Source organism: Streptomyces sp. NBC_00094 (assembly GCF_026343125.1).
Lineage (GTDB): Bacteria > Actinomycetota > Actinomycetes > Streptomycetales > Streptomycetaceae > Streptomyces.
Genome location: NZ_JAPEMB010000001.1, coordinates 3,337,519 through 3,355,839 on the forward strand (window position 1 = coordinate 3,337,519; position 18,321 = coordinate 3,355,839).

The 18,321-nt window shown below is 71.7% G+C and carries 16 protein-coding genes; 8 read left to right on the forward strand and 8 right to left on the reverse strand.

Annotation, left to right across the window (positions count from 1 at the left end; all coding sequences use genetic code 11):
* The first annotated feature begins 233 nt into the window (after window positions 1–233).
* From OG580_RS14350 to OG580_RS14365, 4 genes are all read left to right on the forward strand, one after another.
* Window positions 234–815, forward strand: coding sequence for a 50S ribosomal protein L25/general stress protein Ctc (locus tag OG580_RS14350; RefSeq protein ID WP_267044063.1), 582 nt, complete (start codon window positions 234–236; stop codon window positions 813–815).
* A gap of 118 nt (window positions 816–933) precedes the next feature.
* Window positions 934–1,530, forward strand: a complete 597-nt coding sequence (gene pth, locus OG580_RS14355) for an aminoacyl-tRNA hydrolase (RefSeq protein WP_267044064.1) — start codon at window positions 934–936, stop codon at window positions 1,528–1,530.
* A 52-nt stretch (window positions 1,531–1,582) separates the two neighbouring features.
* Window positions 1,583–2,026, forward strand: a complete 444-nt coding sequence (locus OG580_RS14360; RefSeq protein ID WP_267044065.1) for a hypothetical protein — start codon at window positions 1,583–1,585, stop codon at window positions 2,024–2,026.
* A 132-nt stretch (window positions 2,027–2,158) separates the two neighbouring features.
* The gene (locus tag OG580_RS14365; protein ID WP_267044066.1) at window positions 2,159–2,980 is read left to right on the forward strand and encodes an LPXTG cell wall anchor domain-containing protein; all 822 of its coding nucleotides are present in this window, start codon (window positions 2,159–2,161) and stop codon (window positions 2,978–2,980) included.
* Window positions 2,981–3,065: 85 nt separating this feature from the next.
* Here the strand turns inward: OG580_RS14365 and ppc are convergent, their stop codons facing one another.
* Window positions 3,066–5,795: a phosphoenolpyruvate carboxylase gene (ppc, locus tag OG580_RS14370; RefSeq protein WP_267044067.1), complete on the reverse strand. Its 2,730-nt coding sequence runs from the start codon at window positions 5,793–5,795 to the stop codon at window positions 3,066–3,068.
* Between the two features lie 238 nt (window positions 5,796–6,033).
* Between ppc and OG580_RS14375 the strand changes: the two genes are divergently transcribed.
* The 3 genes from OG580_RS14375 (at window position 6,034) to OG580_RS14385 (ending at window position 9,648) form a co-directional block, all read left to right on the forward strand.
* On the forward strand, window positions 6,034–7,026 hold the full coding sequence (locus OG580_RS14375; protein ID WP_267044068.1) for a fatty acid desaturase: 993 nt from the start codon (window positions 6,034–6,036) through the stop codon (window positions 7,024–7,026).
* Window positions 7,023–7,730 carry a TetR/AcrR family transcriptional regulator gene (locus tag OG580_RS14380; RefSeq protein ID WP_267044069.1) on the forward strand — a complete coding sequence of 236 codons (708 nt, stop codon included), beginning with the start codon at window positions 7,023–7,025 and terminating at the stop codon, window positions 7,728–7,730. Before OG580_RS14375 ends, OG580_RS14380 begins: the two co-directional genes overlap by 4 nt.
* A gap of 202 nt (window positions 7,731–7,932) precedes the next feature.
* Window positions 7,933–9,648 (forward strand): VCBS repeat-containing protein, encoded by a 1,716-nt coding sequence (locus OG580_RS14385; protein WP_267044070.1) that lies wholly within the window; start codon window positions 7,933–7,935, stop codon window positions 9,646–9,648.
* 108 nt (window positions 9,649–9,756) lie between these two features.
* Here the strand turns inward: OG580_RS14385 and OG580_RS14390 are convergent, their stop codons facing one another.
* Window positions 9,757–10,590: a trans-aconitate 2-methyltransferase gene (locus tag OG580_RS14390; protein ID WP_267044071.1), complete on the reverse strand. Its 834-nt coding sequence runs from the start codon at window positions 10,588–10,590 to the stop codon at window positions 9,757–9,759.
* Between the two features lie 163 nt (window positions 10,591–10,753).
* On the opposite strand from OG580_RS14390, the gene OG580_RS14395 reads away from it, so the two are divergent.
* On the forward strand, window positions 10,754–11,251 hold the full coding sequence (locus OG580_RS14395; RefSeq protein ID WP_024754861.1) for a MarR family winged helix-turn-helix transcriptional regulator: 498 nt from the start codon (window positions 10,754–10,756) through the stop codon (window positions 11,249–11,251).
* On the opposite strand, the gene OG580_RS14400 is transcribed toward OG580_RS14395, so the two are convergent.
* The 6 genes from OG580_RS14400 to OG580_RS14425 all read right to left on the reverse strand — a co-directional run bounded on the left by OG580_RS14400 (window position 11,210) and on the right by OG580_RS14425 (window position 18,320).
* The gene (locus tag OG580_RS14400; RefSeq protein ID WP_267044072.1) at window positions 11,210–12,034 is read right to left on the reverse strand and encodes a response regulator transcription factor; all 825 of its coding nucleotides are present in this window, start codon (window positions 12,032–12,034) and stop codon (window positions 11,210–11,212) included. The two genes, OG580_RS14395 and OG580_RS14400, sit on opposite strands and share 42 nt — an antisense overlap.
* Before the next feature lie 313 nt (window positions 12,035–12,347).
* On the reverse strand, window positions 12,348–13,487 hold the full coding sequence (gene galK, locus OG580_RS14405) for a galactokinase (protein WP_267048002.1): 1,140 nt from the start codon (window positions 13,485–13,487) through the stop codon (window positions 12,348–12,350).
* 5 nt (window positions 13,488–13,492) lie between these two features.
* Entirely contained in the window at window positions 13,493–14,485 is a 993-nt protein-coding gene (galE, locus tag OG580_RS14410) for a UDP-glucose 4-epimerase GalE (protein WP_267044073.1), read from the reverse strand.
* Complete coding sequence (gene galT, locus OG580_RS14415; protein ID WP_267044074.1) at window positions 14,482–15,525, reverse strand: galactose-1-phosphate uridylyltransferase; 1,044 nt, start codon at window positions 15,523–15,525, stop codon at window positions 14,482–14,484. Before galT ends, galE begins: the two co-directional genes overlap by 4 nt.
* Before the next feature lie 124 nt (window positions 15,526–15,649).
* Window positions 15,650–16,336, reverse strand: coding sequence for a LuxR C-terminal-related transcriptional regulator (locus OG580_RS14420; RefSeq protein ID WP_267048003.1), 687 nt, complete (start codon window positions 16,334–16,336; stop codon window positions 15,650–15,652).
* 166 nt (window positions 16,337–16,502) lie between these two features.
* The gene (locus OG580_RS14425) at window positions 16,503–18,320 is read right to left on the reverse strand and encodes a PQQ-binding-like beta-propeller repeat protein (protein ID WP_267044075.1); all 1,818 of its coding nucleotides are present in this window, start codon (window positions 18,318–18,320) and stop codon (window positions 16,503–16,505) included.
* Between the last annotated feature and the right edge of the window lies 1 nt (window position 18,321).

Here is an 18,321-nt window from a genome sequence, read left to right on the forward strand (position 1 = left end):
CTTCCCCGTCCGGGGGGAGCGGCCCTCCGCCGTGTTCCGGTGATCCCGGATGATCGAATTGGGTGGTACGGGGGTCGGCCGGTAGACTGCCGTAGTTGCTCGGCGAGGGAGGCCGTACCCGTACGGATGTACAGGGTCACGGCGGTCCGTTATCGACGCGCTCTTCGTAGCAGGCCAACGCCAGTCGTGGCCGGGTGACCACTTGTTTCGTCACCATCTACGAGGAGTGCAACATGTCCGAGGTCAAGCTCGCCGCCACCGTCCGCTCGGAGTTCGGCAAGGGCGCTTCCCGCCAGCTCCGTCGCGCCTCCCTGGTCCCCACGGTCCTCTACGGCCACGGCACCGACCCGGTCCACATCTCCCTCCCGGCCCACGAGCTCGGCCTGGCGCTTCGTACGCCGAACGTCCTGCTCTCCCTGGACATCGAGGGCACCAACGAGCTCGCGATCCCGAAGGCCGTCCAGCGCGACGCCATCAAGGGCTCGCTCGTTCACGTCGACCTGATCCTCGTCAAGCGCGGCGAGACCGTCACGGTCGAGGTCCCGGTCCAGGCCGAGGGTGAGCTCGCCGCCGGTGGCAACCTGCTGGAGCACGTGCTCGGCACCCTCTCCGTCGAGGCCGAGGCCACCCACCTCCCCGAGGCCATCACGGTCTCCGTCGAGGGCCTGGAGGCCGGTGCCTCCATCCTCGCGGGCGCCATCACCCTGCCGGCCGGCGTGACCCTGGCCACCGACGCCGACGCCGTCGTCCTGCAGGTCCTGGCCGCGCAGGCCGAGGAGCCGGCCGCCGAGGCCGCCGAGACCACCGAGGCCTGAGCCGTAGGCTCTGCCTGACGTGACGGGGTGACGGGCCGTTCGGCCCGTCACCCCGTTTCTCTTGTGCGGAAGTACGGAAGTACGGACGCGTGGACGGATACGAGGAGACCTGACGCACATGACGGACGACGCCAACGCCCCCTGGCTGATCGTCGGCCTCGGCAACCCCGGGCCCGAGTACGCGGCCAACCGCCACAACATCGGCTTCATGGTCGTGGACCTGCTCGCCGAGCGGATCCGCGGCTCGTTCAAGCGCGCGCAGAAGGCCCAGGCGCAGGTCGTCGAGGGCCGCATGGGGCCGCCCGGGCCAGAGAACCGTCGGGTGATCCTCGCGAAGCCGATGTCGTTCATGAACCTGTCGGGCGGTCCGGTGACGGCGCTGCGCGACTTCTACAAGGTGCCGACGGCGCACATCGTGGCGATCCACGACGAGCTGGACATCGACTACTCGGTGCTGCGGCTGAAGATCGGCGGCGGCGACAACGGGCACAACGGTCTGAAGTCGATGACGAAGGCGATGGGTCCCGAGTACCACCGGGTGCGGTGCGGGATCGGGCGTCCGCCGGGCCGGATGCAGGTCGCGGACTTCGTCCTGAAGGACTTCTCGTCGACGGAGCGCAAGGACCTCGACTGGTTCGTGGACCGCGCGGCGGACTCGGTGGAGTGCCTGCTGGCGGAGGGCCTGGAGCGGGCGCAGACGGCGTACAACTCGTAGAGGGCGTCGTGACCCCTCGCGGTCGGAACGTACGACTGTACGATCGCGGGTCATGACGCACGTCCGTAACGCCGCGATGGCCCTGGTCGCCCTGCTCCTCGTCGTCGGGGGTGCCTGGGCGTCGTGGGACTCCGCCCAGCACGTCCTGCTCGCGAAGGGGCGTGAACACGGCACGCTCACGGTGACCGGCTGCACGGACGACACCTGCAGCGGCACGTACGCGCCGGAGGACCCGTCGTCGACGCGGCGGACGCTGACGATCACGCGTTCGGTCGCGGCGGAGCAGGGCATGGCGATCCCGGTGGTCGTGAAGCCGGGCACGGACGAGGGCGTACGGACGGGCTGGGGCGGCGGGCTGCACGCGTGGGTGCCGCTGGGCGGGGCGCTGCTGCTCGCGGCGCCGGTGGTCGGCGGCGGACTGCGTCTTTCACGGACGGCGTGGTCGCTCGCGGGGGCCGGCGGGGCGCTTCTCGTGGCCGCGTTCTTCGCACTCTGACCGATACCCGGTGATACCGGCGGGTCCGTCGCGATCGTTATGAACCTCTGGGTTAAGAGTGGCTTAAAGCGACGGATAGGCTGCCCCCGCCACCTCCCACGGCATCCTCATCTCCCAGATGGACGACTGCACATGCGACGTACTCTCCTTTCCTCCGGCGCACTGGTCGCCGCCCTGGCGGGCTCCCTGGTCCTCGCCCCGATCGCCTCCGCGTCGGAGGGTCCCGGCGCCAACCACCCCACTCTGCGTCAGGAGCTTCCCCTGACGGCTGCGGAGTTCGACAACGAGGGCGGCGAGACCTGCCCCGGCATCCCCGCCGACAAGGATGGCTGGCACTTCGTCCTCCCCGGTGGCACGGCCGACTTCGTCGAGCTGACCGTGACGTTCGAGCCGGGCGGCACGCAGGTCATCACCGACTTCAGCGCCTTCGGCAACCCCGAGGGCAAGCACGCGTACGTGGCCTCCGCGCCGGGCGCGACGCTGAAGTCCGTCGAGGCCGAGATCACGGGCGGCCCGCTCCCGGGCAAGGGCAACAAGTTCCCGCTCTCCCACACCTGCCCGGCCACCCCGGTCACCGAGACCACGTCTCCCACGACCCCGGCCACCGAGACGACCACCCCGGGCACGGAGACCACCACCCCCGGCACCGAGACCACCACTCCGGGCACCGAGACCACGACCCCCGGCACCGAGGCCACGACCCCGGGCACCGAGACCACCGCCCCCGGTGAGACCCCGGCGCCGGGCGAGACCCCGGGCGGCACCGAGTCGCCGTCGGCCACCACCCCGGCCGGCGAGACCGCCGGTACCGGTGGCACGGGCAGCACCGGTGAGGGCGACCTCGCCGAGACCGGCTCCAGCGCCCCGGTCGGCGTCCTCGCCGCCGTGGCCGTGGCCCTCGCGGGTGCCGGCGCGTTCCTGGTGACCCGCCGCCGCAAGGCCGCCCAGCAGTAGTAGTAGTCGCTTCACGCCGTCATGACTGTGCCCCCGCCGGAGTCCGAGGATTCCGGCGGGGGCACAGTCGTTCGTACGGCAGGGGTCAGCCGGTGTTGCGCAGGCCCGCCGCGACGCCGTTGACCGTGAGGAGCAGGGCCCGCGCGAGCAGCGGGTCCGGGTCCTCGCCGCGCTCGGCGGCCGCGCGCTGGCGGGCGAGGAGGGCGACCTGGAGGTAGGAGATCGGGTCCAGGTAGGCGTCGCGGATGGCGAAGGTCTGCTGGAGCACCGGGTTGGAGGCCAGGAGCGTCTCGCCGCCGGTGACCTTGAGGACCTCGGCGACCGTCAGGGCGTGCTCGGCCTCGATGGTCTCGAAGACGTGCTTGAGGTCGTCGGGGACGAGGGTGTCGACGTAGTGGCGGGCGATCCGCAGGTCGGTCTTCGCGAGCGTCATCTCGACGTTGGCGAGGAAGTTGCGGAAGAAGTGCCAGTTCCCGTACATCTCGCCGAGGACCGCGTCGAGTCCGGCCTCGCGCAGGGCCTTGAGGCCCGAGCCGACGCCGAACCAGCCGGGGACGATCTGCCGGGACTGCGTCCAGCCGAAGACCCACGGGATGGCGCGCAGTCCGTCGAGACCGGCACCGGAGTCGGGGCGGCGCGAGGGGCGGGAGCCCAGGTGCAGGTCGGCGAGCTGGTCGACGGGGGTCGCCGCGAAGAAGTACGCGGGCAGGTCCGGGTCCTCGACGAGTTCGCGGTACGCGGTGTGGGCGGCGTCCGAGACGGTGTCCATGGCCGCGTCCCAGCGGGCGAGGGCCTCGTCGGACTGGCGCGGGGAGGTGTGCAGGGCGGAGGCCTGCAGCGTGGCCGCGACGGTCAGTTCGAGGTTCTCCCGGGCGAGGGACGGGATCAGGTACTTGTCGGAGATGACCTCACCCTGCTCGGTCACCTTGATCTCGCCCTCCAGGGTGCCCCAGGGCTGCGCGAGGATCGCGGTGTGCGAGGGGCCGCCGCCACGGCCGACGGTGCCGCCGCGGCCGTGGAAGAGGCGCAGGCGTACGCCGTAGCGGTGGGCGACGTCGCGGAGCCTGCGCTGGGCGCGGTGGATCTCCCACTGGGAGGTGGTGATGCCGCCGAACTTGGAGGAGTCCGAGTAGCCGAGCATGACTTCCTGGACGTCGCCGCGGAGCGAGACGAGGCGCCGGTAGGAGGGGTCGGCCAGCATGTCGTTGAGGATGACGTCGGCGGCCTTGAGCTCGTCGGTGGTCTCCAGGAGCGGCACGATGCCGATCTTGGCCCAGCCGGCGTGCAGGTCGATCAGGCCGGCCTCGCGGGCGAGGACGGCGGCGGCGAAGACGTCGTCGGCGCCCTGGCACATCGAGATGATGTACGACTCGATGACCTCGGGGCCGAAGCGCTCGAAGGCCTGCTTGATGGTGTGGAAGACGCCGAGGGTCTTCTCGCCGGCGGCGTCCAGCGGGGCCGGGGTCGGGGCGAGCGGGCGGCGGGAGCGGAGCTCCTTGGCGAGCAGCTTCTGCCGGTAGTCGCGGGGCATGTCCGTGTAGCGCCAGGACTCTTCGCCGAGGCGGTCGAAGAGCTGGCCGAGCGCGTGGTGGTGCGCGTCGGCGTGCTCGCGGACGTCCATGGTGGCGAGCTGGAGGCCGAAGGCCGAGAGGGTGCGGATGGTGCGGTCCATCCGGCCGTCGGCGAAGAGGCCGCCGCGGTGCTCGCGCAGCGAGGTCTGGATCAGGGTGAGGTCGTGGATCAGCTCGGCGGTGCCGAGGTAGTCGCGGCCGTCCTGGTGCGGGGTGCCGGAGGCGAGGCGCTCGCGGGTGTTGACGAGCTTCTGCCGGATGCAGGTGGCCTTGAGGCGGTACGGCTCCTCGGCGTTGAGGCGCTTGTAGCGGGGGCTGATCTCCGGCAGGAGTTCCAGGTCGCGCTGGAGGGAGTCCAGGAGTTCCTGGGTGGCTCCGGTGTAGCGGATGGAGTTGGAGAGCAGTCCGCGCAGGAAGTCGACGAGTTCGAGGGCGTCGGTGATGCCGTGCTCGTGCTGCAGGATCAGGACGTCCCAGGTCACCTGCGGGGTGACGTTGGGGTTGCCGTCGCGGTCGCCGCCGATCCAGGTGCCGAAGGTCAGCGGGCGCGTACCGGCGGGCAGTTCGATGCCGACGCGCTCCAGCTCGGCGGCGAGGTCCTCCAGGACGTCGCCGACGGCGTTGGCGTGCAGCTCGTCGAGGTAGTAGATGGCGTTGCGGGCCTCGTCGGCGGGCTCGGGGCGGACGACCCGGAGCTCGTCGGTCTGCCAGATGAGGTCGATGTTCTCGGCGAGCCGCAGGTCATGGCGGCGCCGGTCGGCCTCGATGACCGGGGTCTCCAGGAGGGCGGCGATGCGGCGCAGCTTGTTGAGGACGGAGCGCCGGGCGGCCTCGGTGGGGTGCGCGGTGAAGACGGGTCGTACGTTGAGGTTCTTGACCGTCTCGCGTACGTGCGCGAGGTCGCCGTCCTTGAGCATGTCGGCGGTGCGGGCGAGGAGGCCGCCCTCGGCGGCGCGCTTCTCGCGCATCTCGCGGCCGCGGTGGACCTGCTCGGTGACGTTCGCCAGGTGGAAGTAGGTGGAGAACGCGCGCACCAGCTTGGCGGCGGTCTCGAGTTCGACGCCACGGAGCAGCTCGGCGGCTGCCTCGCCGTCCTCACGGGTGAGGCTACGGACCTTCTCGACGAGGTCGAGGAGCTCGTGGCCCTCCTGGCGGACGAGGGTCTCGCCCAGCAGGTCGCCCAGTCGGCGGATGTCGGCGCGCAGCTCGGCGCTGGCGGTGGGGGTCTGGTCGGCACTGCTCACAGGTGCGGCTCCTTGCAGTGTTTGAGCACGTCTGGAGGGGTACTGGAGGCTTGCGGACCGCGCTGTCCGACGGACCCAGGATAGGTGTCCGCCGCGGCGGTGTGGGCAACGCCCCTCTCGTGCCCCCTTGCCGCGGGTCACGGCGCTGCCATACTTACGACGCCGTAGGTTACGGTCCCGTAGCCTCGGCTGCGATTTCCGCTCCTTTCACCCTCACCCTCATCCCCAGGGGACACCCATGACCACTAGCACCGAGGTGACCTCGGCACCCGAGGCTCCCGAGGCGCCCGCCGGCGCCACGGACCTGCCCTCCGCCACGCTGGGCGGTGACAGCAAGGGATCGATCGAGCAGATCACCCTGGGGCTGTTCATCACGGTGCCCTTCGTGGCGCTGCTCGCGGCGGTGCCGCTGGCCTGGGGCTGGGGGGTGAGCTGGCTGGATCTCGGGCTGATGGTGGCGATGTACTACATCGGCTGCCACGGGATCACGATCGGTTTCCACCGGTACTTCACGCACGGTTCCTTCAAGGCGAAGCGGCCGCTGCGGATCGCGCTGGCGATCATGGGGTCGCTGGCGGTGGAGGGGCCGCTGGTGCGCTGGGTGGCGGACCACCGCAAGCACCACAAGTTCTCGGACGCGGAGGGTGACCCGCACTCGCCGTGGCGTTTCGGGGAGACGGTCCCGGCGCTGATGAAGGGCCTGTGGTGGGCGCACATCGCCTGGATGTTCGACGAGGAGCGCACCCCGCAGCACAAGTACGCGCCCGATCTGATCAAGGACCCGGCGATCCGGGCGATCTCGCGCCACTTCCTCTCCTTCACGATCCTGTCCCTGGCGATCCCGCCGCTGGTGGGCGGTCTGGTGACGATGTCCTGGTGGGGCGCTTTCACCGCGTTCTTCTGGGGCTCGCTGGTACGGGTGGCGCTGCTGCACCACGTGACCTGGTCGATCAACTCGATCTGCCACGCGGTGGGCAAGCGTCCGTTCAAGTCGCGTGACCGCTCGGGCAACGTGTGGTGGCTGGCGGTGCTGTCCTGCGGCGAGTCCTGGCACAACCTGCACCACGCGGACCCGACCTCGGCGCGGCACGGCGTGCTGCGCGGCCAGGTCGACTCCAGCGCGCGGCTGATCCGCTGGTTCGAGCTGGCGGGCTGGGCGTCCGACGTGCGGTGGCCGGCGAAGGAGCGCATCGAAGCCCGGCGCCAGAGCCCGGCCGCAGACGCGGCATGATGGAAGACGTGGCGATCGAGGGCAGTACCAGCGGTACCGGGAGTACCGGAAGCGCGGGAAGCAGTAGCGGGCAGAAGCCCCGGCGTGGCCGCCGGGTGAGGATGACGGGCGCGGAGCGCCGGGAGCAGCTCCTCGACATCGGCCGCACACTGTTCGCCGAGAAGGGCTTCGAAGGCACGTCGGTGGAGGAGATCGCGGCGAAGGCCGGGGTCTCCAAGCCGGTGGTGTACGAACACTTCGGAGGCAAGGAGGGGCTGTACGCGGTCGTCGTCGACCGGGAGATGCGGCAGCTCCTGGACGGGGTGACGGGCGCGCTGACCGCGGGCCATCCGCGGGAGCTCCTGGAGCAGGCGGCGTTCGCGCTGCTCGACTACATCGAGAACTACACGGACGGTTTCCGGATCCTGGTGCGGGATTCGCCGGTGGCGCAGTCGACGGGCACGTTCGCCTCGCTGATCAGCGACATCGCCACGCAGGTGGAGGACATCCTCGGCCTGGAGTTCAAGACCCGCGGCTTCGACCCGAAGCTGGCCCCGCTGTACGCGCAGGCGCTGGTGGGCAGTGTGGCGCTGACGGGCCAGTGGTGGCTGGACGTGCGCAAGCCGGACAAGTCGGAGGTCGCGGCGCATCTGGTGAACCTGGCGTGGCACGGGCTCGACGGTCTGGAGCAGAAGCCGCGGTTGATAGGGCACCGCAAGAACTGAAGCGGACGTTCACCTTCGCGGAGTAAAGCGCTGGCAAACGGCGGACGCCCGAGTAGACTCGCGTTCAACATCCGGGGGGGTGTTCCGACCGTCCAGCGAAGTGGTCTCCGCGTGCCCATCGGCGCGCGCTGACGCCGTTCGACGCCTGTGCGAACCCCCCTGGCTGGTTCCCTTGAACCTCTGATCCCTGGGGGGGATCTTCTTGTTCTTCCTGAACTCCCGTCGTGGCCGCCGTGTCGCCGCGTGCACCGCGCTCGCGCTCTCCGCCGGCATGCTGCTGGCGTCTCCCGCGTCGGCCGCCGACCCGGCGCCGCTCCCCGTCGCCGAGAAGGCGGACGACTCCGCCTTCCCGCTCCCGAAGCTGACGATCCCGCGGAGCGAGGCCCGCGCCGGTGCCGCCTCGGCCGAGGGTGCGACCTCGGTCCTGCCGCTCTCGGACTTCAACGGCGACGGCATCGACGACTTCGTCTTCCGCGCCGTGGACGGCAAGACCTACACGTCCACCGGCCAGGAGGGCTCCGAATTCGAGCTCTACCGCACCGATCAGGTCGCGAAGGACATCATCCCGATCGGCAACCAGGGCGGTTACAGCACCGAGCCCGAGGTCCTGGTGCTCTCGGAGAACGGCACGCTCACCCTGTACGTCGACGCCGCGATGACCGGCACGCCGTACGAGACGTGGCACGGTGGCGGCTGGCAGATCTACAACAAGATCGTCTCGCCCGGTGACGTGAACGGCGACGGCCGGGCCGACGTGGTCGCCCGCGACACCAACGGCACGCTGTTCCTGTACCTGGCCACCGGCAACACCAGCGCGCCGCTCAGCACGCGCAAGCAGATCGGCGGCGGCTGGAACGTCTTCGACCAGCTCGTGGGCATCGGCGACAACAACGGCGACGGCCGGGCCGACCTGGTCGCCCGCGACACCGCCGGCACGCTGTGGTTCTACGCCGGCACGGGCAACACGTCCGCGCCGTTCGCCGGCAAGAAGGCGATCGGCAGCGGCTGGAACATCTACAACCAGATCATGACCGCGGGCGACAACGACGGTGACGGCGACGGCGAGCTGCTCGCCCGCGACACCGCCGGCACGCTCTTCTGGTACGACGCCAACGGCAACGGGACCCTGGCCGGGCCTGTGCAGGGCAGCCCGGTGGGCGACTGGGCGGGCATCGCGCAGTTCGGCGGCGCGGGCAACATCCCGTACACCGGCAAGGAAGGCGTCGTCGCCCGCGACAAGGCCGGCACGCTCTTCTGGTACGGCAACAAGACCACCGGCCAGCTGGGCGCCCGCTCGCAGCTCAGCGACACGGGGAACTGGCTCGGCGCGACCGTCCTGCACCTGTCCTCGATGGACGCGGACGGCTCCTCGGACATCGGGCAGCTCCTCGACGGCGAGCTGTACGTCAACGGCAACTACATCGGCATGGGCTGGGGCATCTACAACCACCTGGTCGGCCCGGGCGACGTGAGCGGCGACGGCAAGGGCGACCTGCTGGCCCGGGACCGTTCCGGCTCCCTGTACCTGTACCGGGGCAACGGCCAGGGCACGGGGCTCGCGTCCCGTACCAAGATCAGCGCGGGCTGGGGCGGCTTCGACCGGATCGTCGGCGCGGGCGACCTCTCGGGCGACGGCCGTGCGGACCTGGTGGCCCGTACGCCGGGCGGCGCCCTCTACCTGTACGCGGGCACCGGCGTCGCGGCGACGCCGTTCAAGGCCGGGGTCAAGATCGGTGCCGGCTGGAACGCGTACCCGAAGCTGATCGCCCCCGGCGACGTGAACGGCGACGGCAAGGCCGACCTGCTGGGCGTCACCTCGGGCGGCGACCTGTACCGCTACCTGAACACCGCCCCGGGCAAGTTCGCCCCGAAGTTCCAGATCGGCTACGGCTTCGGGATCTACAACCACATGTCGTGACCTCACGGCCCGACCCCGTGGCGTGACCCTCGTGGTCCCGCACGGGCGCCCCGCACCCGGATCTCCGGTGCGGGGCGCCCGTGTTTAAGCGCCCGTGCGTCACGGCGCTCACGCCGGCTTGCGTGCGACGGCGAAGACACGGCGGAAGGGGAAGACCGTGCCGTGCGGTCCCGCCGGGTAGGCCTCGCGGAGCCGGGCGCGGTACTGGCCGAGGAAGGCGTCGATCGCCTCCTGGTCATCGCCCAGGGTCGTGAGGACGGGCCGCAGCGCCGTGCCCTTCACCCAGTCGAGGACGGGGTCCTCGCCCTGGAGGAGCCGGCAGTACGTGGTCTCCCAGACCTCCGTCTCGCAGCCCAGCCCGGTGAGCCGGGTGAGGTACTCGGTCGCGTCGAGGATGTGGACGAAGCGGCGGCCCTGGTCGCCGAGGCGGGCGCGCCACTCGGGGGTGTCGCAGAGTTCGCCGAGCAGCGCGTGGCTGGGCGCGGTGAAGTTGCCGGGGACCTGGAAGGCGAGGGTGCCGCCGGGGCGGAGTCCGTCGATCCACGCGGCGAAGGACTCGGGGTGGTTGGGCACCCACTGGAGGGCCGCGTTGGAGACGATCAGGTCGTAGGGCTCGGTGGGGGTCCAGTGCGCGGCGTCGGCCGCCCGGAAGTCGAGCCAGCCGCCGCCCCGGGTGGTGCCGGACCAGTCCTTCTCGGCGCGCTCCAGCATCTCGGGCGAGAGGTCGTATCCGGTGATGTGGGCGTCGGTCCACCGGTCGGCGAGGCGGACCGTCACATTGCCGGGGCCGCAGCCGAGGTCGGCGATCCGGGCGGGCCTGCCCTGGGCGGGGAGGCGCGGTATTCGGGCGAGCAGGTCGAGGAAGGGCCGGGTGCGGTGGCCGGAGTGGCGGAGGTACTGCTGCGGATCCCAGGTTGGTGCGGCGGATTCCACGGAATGCATGTTCGAAGCCCCCTTGCTGGAACGAGTTGCCGAAGCGGAACGGTGTTCCGGCCCGGTCTCTTCCCCGCACACCAGGGAAATATATCTCGTAATCAAGATGCTTGAAATCGAGAAACTTGAACACAAGAGACTTTATGTCAACAGACCCTCTACACTGATCGTCATGGAGGACGAGGTCGACCGACTGGTCGCAGCATGGCGCCGCGAGCGCCCCGACCTCGACGTGGAACCGCTCGAGGTGCTCAGCCGCGTCTCGCGACTCGCCCGCCACCTCGACCGCGCCCGTCGGCTCGCCTTCTCCGAGCACCAGCTGGAGCCCTGGGAGTTCGACGTCCTCACCTCGCTCCGCCGGGCAGGCGCGCCCTACCAGCTCTCCCCCGGCCAGCTCCTGACCCAGACTCTGGTCACCTCGGGCACCATGACCAACCGCATCGACCGGCTCACCAAGAAGGGCCTCGTCGAGCGGCTCCCCGACCCCAGCGACCGGCGCGGGGTCCTCGTCCGGCTCACCCCCGAGGGCCGCGACCGCGCCGACGAGGCGCTCGCCGGACTCCTCGCGCAGGAACGCGCCATCCTGGCCCAGCTCTCCCGCGCCCAGCGCGGCGAACTGGCCGCGCTGCTACGCCGACTGACCGCCCCGTTCGACAACGTCCCCGGATAGTCCCTGCCCGGACGGACCGTCCGCTCCCAGCGGCGCCGGTCCGACACCCGCGCGGCGGGCCAGCGCCACCGCCGCCAGGGTCGAGTGGACGCCCAGCTTCCCCAGCACGTTCTGCATGTGCGTACGGACGGTGTGCGGGGAGAGGAAGAGCCGCTCGGCGACCGCCTTGCGGCCGAGCCCCGCGACCATGCAGCGCAGCACCTCCCGCTCGCGCGGGGTCAGCGACTCCACCAGCCGTTCGCTGTCCGTCCGGTGCTTGCGGGCCGCCGTCAACTCCCGCAGCACGCCCGTGAGCAGCGCCGGCGGCAGATGCGTCTCGTCCCGCAGCACGCCCCGGACCACCGCGAGGAGACGCTGCAGCGAGCAGTCCTTCGCCACCCAGCCCGAGGCCCCCGCCTGGAGCGCGAGCGCGGCCCTGCGCGGGTCGTCCTTCTCCGCCAGGACGACGGTGCGGACGGCGGGCTGGACCCTGCGCACCCCTGCCACCAGGGAGATCCCGTCGACCGGGACCTCGGCCCCGGTCGGTGCGGAGCGGGCCGCGCCGGCCGCGCCGGGGCCCGCTGCCGCGAGGGCGGCCCCGGTCGGTCCCGTACCCAGCTCGGCGTCGACGAGCAGGACGTCGAACCTGCGGCCCTCCGCGATACCGCGGTCCAGGCAGCGCAGGGCGGCCGGTCCGCTGCCCGCGGCGGAGACGTCCACGTCGGGCTCCGCCGCGAGGGCGGCGGCCAGCGACTCGGCGAAGATGCGGTGGTCGTCCACCACCAGGACCCGGATACGTGCCACGGACACCCCCAAGGGTCGAGGAACGGACCGGCGCGGGTACGGCGCCGGAGGCGGGTCCGTCGGTCGCGCGGCCGCCGCCGTGCGTTGACTGTTACCCCGCTGATGGCGCCGTACCCGACGGGTCTCGACCCCTGAACAGCACCGGCCCCCACCGGCGCTGCCCCTCAGGGTAGGGGCGAGGCGTCGCGGTGGGGGCCGTTTGGCGGAACTGGGCGAAGTCGTACGGACGTGTGACCGGACGGATGACCGGACGGGCGACCGGACGGGGGACCCGTCGCGTGACCGGGCGTATGGCCCGGCGCGTGACCGGGCGTCAGAGCCGGCGGGCGCCCTCCGAGGGCACGGCCGGGAAGACGCCGGGGGCCGCGTACCCGGCCTCGGCGAAGGCCTTCCCGACGGCGGCGGCGACCGCCTCCGCCCGATCGGTCTCGACGAGGACGACGGCCGAGCCGCCGAAGCCGCCGCCCGTCATCCGCGCGCCCAGCGCCCCGGCCTCGTTCGCCGCCTCGACGACGAGGTCCAGCTCGGGGCAGGAGACCCTGAGGTCGTCCCGGAGGGAGGCGTGCCCCTCGGTGAGGACCGGGCCGACGGCACGGGTGTCCCCGGCGTCGAGGAGCGCGATCACGCGCTCCACCCGGGCGTTGTCCGTGACGACGTGCCGGACGTACCGAAGAACCGTCTCATCGCTCAGACGTGCGAGGGATTCGGGTAGGTGCACGGCGCTCACATCGCGCAGGGCACTCACCCCGAGCGCCCGCGCACCCGCTTCACAACCGGCGCGCCGCTCCGCGTACGCGCCGTCCCCGAGCGCGTGCTTCACGCGGGTGTCGACGACGAGCAGCCGCAGCCCCTCGCGGGCCAGGTCGAAGGGCACCTGCCGGTACGAGAGGTCACGGGTGTCCAGATGGAGGGCATGGCCCTCCTCCGCGCACGCGGAGGCCATCTGGTCCATGACCCCGCAGGGGACGCCGACGAACGCGTTCTCGGCGCGCTGGGCCAGCCGGGCCAGTTCGGGGCGGGACAGGCCGAGCCCGAACAGGTCGTTCAGGGCGAGCGCCGTGACGACCTCCAGGGCCGCCGAGGAGGAGAGCCCCGCGCCGGTCGGCACGGTCGACGTGAGGTGGACGTCCGCCCCCGTCACCGGGTGCCCGGCCTCCCGCAGCGCCCAGACGACACCGGCCGGGTAGGCCGCCCAGCCGCCGCCGGAGAGCGGCTCCAGGGCCTCGACGTCCAGCTGGACGATCCCGCCGTCGATGTCGGCGGAGTGCAGGCGCAGGACCCCGTCGTCGCGGCGCGACACGGCGGCGACGGTGGTGTGCGGCAGCGCGAGCGGCAGCACGAAGCCGTCGTTGAAGTCGGTGTACTCACCGATGAGGTTGACCCGCCCCGGGGCGGCCCACACCCCGTCGGGCACGGCGCCGTACAGCGCCTCGAAGCCGGCGGCGACATTCATCGACGTCATGGCCGGGCCTCCTCTGCGCGGTGACGTGCGAAGGCCCAGGCGTCGGCGACGACGTCCGCCAGGTCCGGGCGGGACGGCGTCCAGCCGAGCCGCTCCCGCGCGGCCTCGGCGGAGGCGACCAGGACGGCCGGGTCGCCGGGGCGGCGCGCGGCGGTGATCTCGGGGATCGGGTGGCCGGTGACCTTCCGTACGGTCTCGACGACCTCGCGGACCGAGAAGCCGTTGCCGTTGCCGAGGTTGCAGATCAGGTGCTCGCCCGCCGTCATCGCGTCGAGCGCCAGGAGGTGCGCCTCGGCGAGGTCGGCGACGTGGATGTAGTCGCGGACGCAGGTGCCGTCCGGGGTCGGGTAGTCCTCGCCGTACACGGAGATGGCCTCGCGCCGGCCCAGGGCGACCTGGAGGACGAGCGGGATCAGGTGCGACTCGGGCTCGTGGCGCTCGCCGAGCGAGCCGTACGCCCCCGCCACGTTGAAGTAGCGCAGCGAGACGGCGGCCAGGCCGTGCGCGCCGCACTCCCCGCCGATCATGTGGTCGACGGCCAGCTTGCTCGCCCCGTACGGGCTGGTGGGCGCGGTCGGCGCGGACTCGGTGATCGGCACGGACTCCGGCTCGCCGTAGGTCGCGGCGGTGGAGGAGAAGACCAGCTTGCGCACCCCTGCCGTCCGCATGGCGGCGAGCAGGGCCATGGTGCCGCCGACGTTGTTCTCCCAGTACTTCTCCGGCTTGGCGACGGACTCGCCGACCTGGGAGAAGGCGGCGAAGTGCAGGACGCCGTCGTAGCTGGAGTCCAGCCACTTCGCGGCGTCCTGGATGCGGCCCTCGACGAACTCCGCGCCCTCCGGGACGCCTTCGGCGAAGCCGGTGGAGAGGTCGTCCAGGACCGTGACCCGGTGGCCGCGCTCCAGGAGGTGGGCCGCGACCACGCTGCCCACGTAACCGGCGCCGCCGGTCACGAGGTAGCGGCGGGTTCGGGGATCGGCTGTGCTCATGCGGTGGCCACCTCTCGGATACGTCGGGCCGCGTCCTCCGGCCGCACGTCGTTCATGAACGCGCCCATGCCGGACTCCGTGCCCGCGAGGAACTTCAGCTTGCCAGAGGCCCGTCGGACGGTGAAAAGCTCCAGGTGCAGTCCGAAGTCCTCGCGCCGCGCGTCCGTGAACGGCGCCTGGTGCCAGGCGGCGATGTAGGGCGTCGGCGGCTCGCCCGGGCCGAAGAGCCGGTCGAAGCGCCTCAAGAGTTCCAGGTAGACCTGTGCGAACTCTGTGCGGGCGGCCTCGTCGAGGGCGAGCAGGTCGGGCACCCGGCGCTTGGGGTACAGGTGCACCTCGTACGGCCAGTGCGCGGCGTACGGCACGAAGGCGATCCAGTGCTCGGTCTCCAGGACCACCCGCTCGCCGTCGGCGCGCTCACGGGCGACGACGTCGTCGAAGAGGTTCCGTCCGGTCTCCGCGCGGTGCTCGTCGAGGCGGCGGCGCATCTGGGCCGTGCGGGGGGTGACGTACGGGAAGGCGTAGATCTGGCCGTGCGAGTGGGGCAGGGTGACGCCGATCTCCTGGCCGCGGTTCTCGAAGCAGTAGACCTGCCGGACGCCGGGCAGGGCGGAGAGTTCGGCGGTCCGGTCGGTCCAGGCGTCGAGGACGAGCCGGGCCTGCTCCTCGGTGAGGTCGGCGAAGGAGGCGGTGTGGTCGTCGGTGAAGCAGACGACCTCGCAGCGGCCGAGGCCTCCGGAGAGGGAGGGGAAGCGGTTCTCGAAGACCGCCACCTCGTAGCTCGCGTCGGGGATCTCGCTCTCGCGGCCGTCCCGGCCGGGGCAGAGCGGGCAGGCGTCGGCCGGCGGCTGGTAGGTGCGGGCCTGCCGGTGCGAGGCGACGGCGACGGCGTCGCCGGTGAGCTCGTCGTACCGGATCTCGGAGCGGGAGACGACGGGGGTGAGGGGGCGCGGGTCGACGGCCTCGCGCACGACGTCGTCGCGCGAGTCGTAGTAGATGAGCTCGCGCCCGTCGGCGAGCGTGGTGACGGTCTTCTTCACGGGGGTGCCCTCCGGGCGGGATCAAACAGAACCACGCACAAAGAATCACATTCAAACATCACCGTCAATGGCGAAGCCCGCCCTCCGCGTCGATGAACGAGCGAAGGACGGGAAGAGTGACCCCCTACGGCCGGAAGCCCCGCTGCGTCGGCACCGCCCGGTCGAGGAGCCCCGTGCGGGCCGCCAGGGCCGCCGCCTCCAGGCGCGAGCCCACGCCCAGCTTCATCAGGACCCGCTGCACATGCGTCCGTGCCGTGCTCGGCGCGATCCGCATCCCCGCCGCGATCAGCCGGGTGTCCTCCCCCTCCGCGACCCGGACGAGGACCTCCACCTCCCGCTGGGTGAGCAGCCGCAGCAGCCGCTGACCCTCGTCGTCCTCCCGTACCGCCGGGTCGAGCAGCTCCGCGAAGGCCGCCTGCAGCAGCTGCGGCGCCACCGCCGACTCCCCCGCGCGGGCCTTCACGATCGCGCGCTCGACGCCCTCGATGCGCTCGTCGTGCCGGACGTACCCCGAGGCCCCGGCCGCGAAGGCCGCCGCGATCCCGCGCGGCGACGGCACCGGCCCCAGCACCACCACGGCCACCTGCGGCCGCTCCCGCTTGATCCGTACGACCACGTCGAAGGCGCCCGGCTCGGCCGGGGCCGCCGTGCCGAGCAGACACACCTCCGGCGCCCGGCCCACCACGAGCTCCGCCGCCCCGGCCACCGGCGCCGCCGCCGCGAGCACCCGGTGCCCGCGCAGCTTCAGCGCCGAGGCCAGCGCCTCGGCGAGCAGTCGGTGGTCGTCCACCACCACGAGGCGTACGCCCATCCCGGTCATCCCCCATCCTCCGGGCCCGCCGTACCCCGGCCCGGCCCGCTCGACCTCGAATTCCTCACCAGCCGGCGAGCAACGCAAACGGCCCGGGGCATCGGGGTGAACCGATGCGCCGGGCCGCGCGAGTCTCCCACGGACACCCCAGGGGGTGTCAGCGGATTCACTTGGTGCTGTACGATACCACCAGAGGCTCCTTGTCGTCGGGCGATGCCGACGCCCGCGGCTTGGAGAGCATCATGGCGGACATGAACAGCCGTCCGTCGCGGTACAGGATCTCCGAGTAGTCCGGCGAGAAGCTGTTCTCGATGTCGTTGATCGAGGGGTCCGCCGGGTTCTCCAGGAGCAGCGTCTCCTTCATCGTGACGCCGTTGATCGCGACGATCCGACCGCCCTTGTCGTACGGCGGGGACTTGTACGCGATGATGTCGCCGCCGTCCATGCGGAGCGGGACCAGCGTGTACTTGTCCCCCGCGTCCGCCTTCTCCGGCGCCGTCCGCCCGGTGGTCAGGTCGAACGCGATGAGCTCGTTCGTCTCGTCGCCGTACTCCCCGGTGCTGCCCTCGTGCTCCTCGGTCGGCACGTACAGCCGGTTGCCGTTGACGACGACCTTGGTGCAGGACTCGACCTTCGTCGAGCGGCAGCGGCCCGCGTACTGGTCCGCGTCCGCCGTGATCTTCGCCTTCAGCTTGCCGGTCTTCTCGTCCAGGGAGAAGAAGTCCGAGATGCCGCTGCCGTCGTCGGCGCTGTCGCCGACGTCGGCCGCGACGACCAGCGGCTTGGTGGAGACGATCGACGCGTACTTCACGCCCGTCGGCATCTTGTACTGCGAGACCGGCGCGCCCGTCATCGGGTCGATGTTCTGGATCAGCACGTACTGGCTGTCGTACGGACCGCACTTGCGGACCGCGACGAGGCCGGCGCCGCCGCCGTACCCCATGTCGTAGCAGTTCTGGTCGCTGACCTGCGGCTTCCACCGCGGGTTGCCGTTGGCGACGTCGAAGGCCGCGCCTCCGTCGTTGCCGCCGGCCGCGACCGTCTTCCCGCTGACCGTGATCTCGCCGAACCGGGCCTTCTGGTCACCGGCGGAGCCGCCGGTGATCGAGGTCGACCAGAGCAGCTTGCCCGCGTCGAGGTCGACCAGGCCGACCTCGGTGCACTGCTGGTAGTAGCGCGGCGCGACCCGCTTGGAGGCCTCGAAGAGGATCGGCAGCTTGTTGTCGGCGGTCACGTGACGCGAGACGCCGCAGATCTGGCCGACCAGCGGCAACGTCCAGAGGGGCGTGCCCTTGGCGAGGTCGTAGCCGACGATCGAGTTGATGCCCGTCTTGACGTACGCCTTGTCGGTGATCCAGGAGCCGGAGACGTCGGTGACGTCCGGGACCGCCGGCTTGGGCACCTGGAAGGTCAGCTTCGCCTGGGTGTCGGCCGGCGGCTTCTCGCTGCCGCCCCCGCCCGTGCCCTTGGACTCGCCGCTGCCGCCGGAGCCGCCCTGCGACGTGCCCTGCGAGGTGCCGGCCGAGCTCTTGGCCTCGCCGTCCTTGCCACCGCCGCTCTCGGAGTTGGCGTACCAGATGCCGACGCCGACGATCAGGACGACCGCGACGACCGCCGCGATCACGATCTGGAGCTGCGCCGACAGCTTCTTGCCGCCGGGCGCCGCGACCGGGGCCTGGACGGTCCCCGGGTAGCCGCCGTAGGGCTGCTGAGGCTGGGTCGGGTAGCCGTACGGAGGCTGGACCGGCTGCTGTGGCTGGTAACCGCCGTACTGCTGGGGCTGCTGGGGCTGCGGCTGCGCCGGGTAGCCGTACGGCGGCTGGGCCGGAGGCTGCTGCGGGTAGCCGTAGCCGGGATCGGCCGGAGGCTGCTGCGGGTAGCCGTATCCCGGCTCCTGCGGCGGCTGCTGCGGGGGCGTGGGGGCGCCGAAGCCGCCCTGGGGATCCGGGGGCTGGTTGGGCGGGGGCGGGGGTGGCTGTGTCATC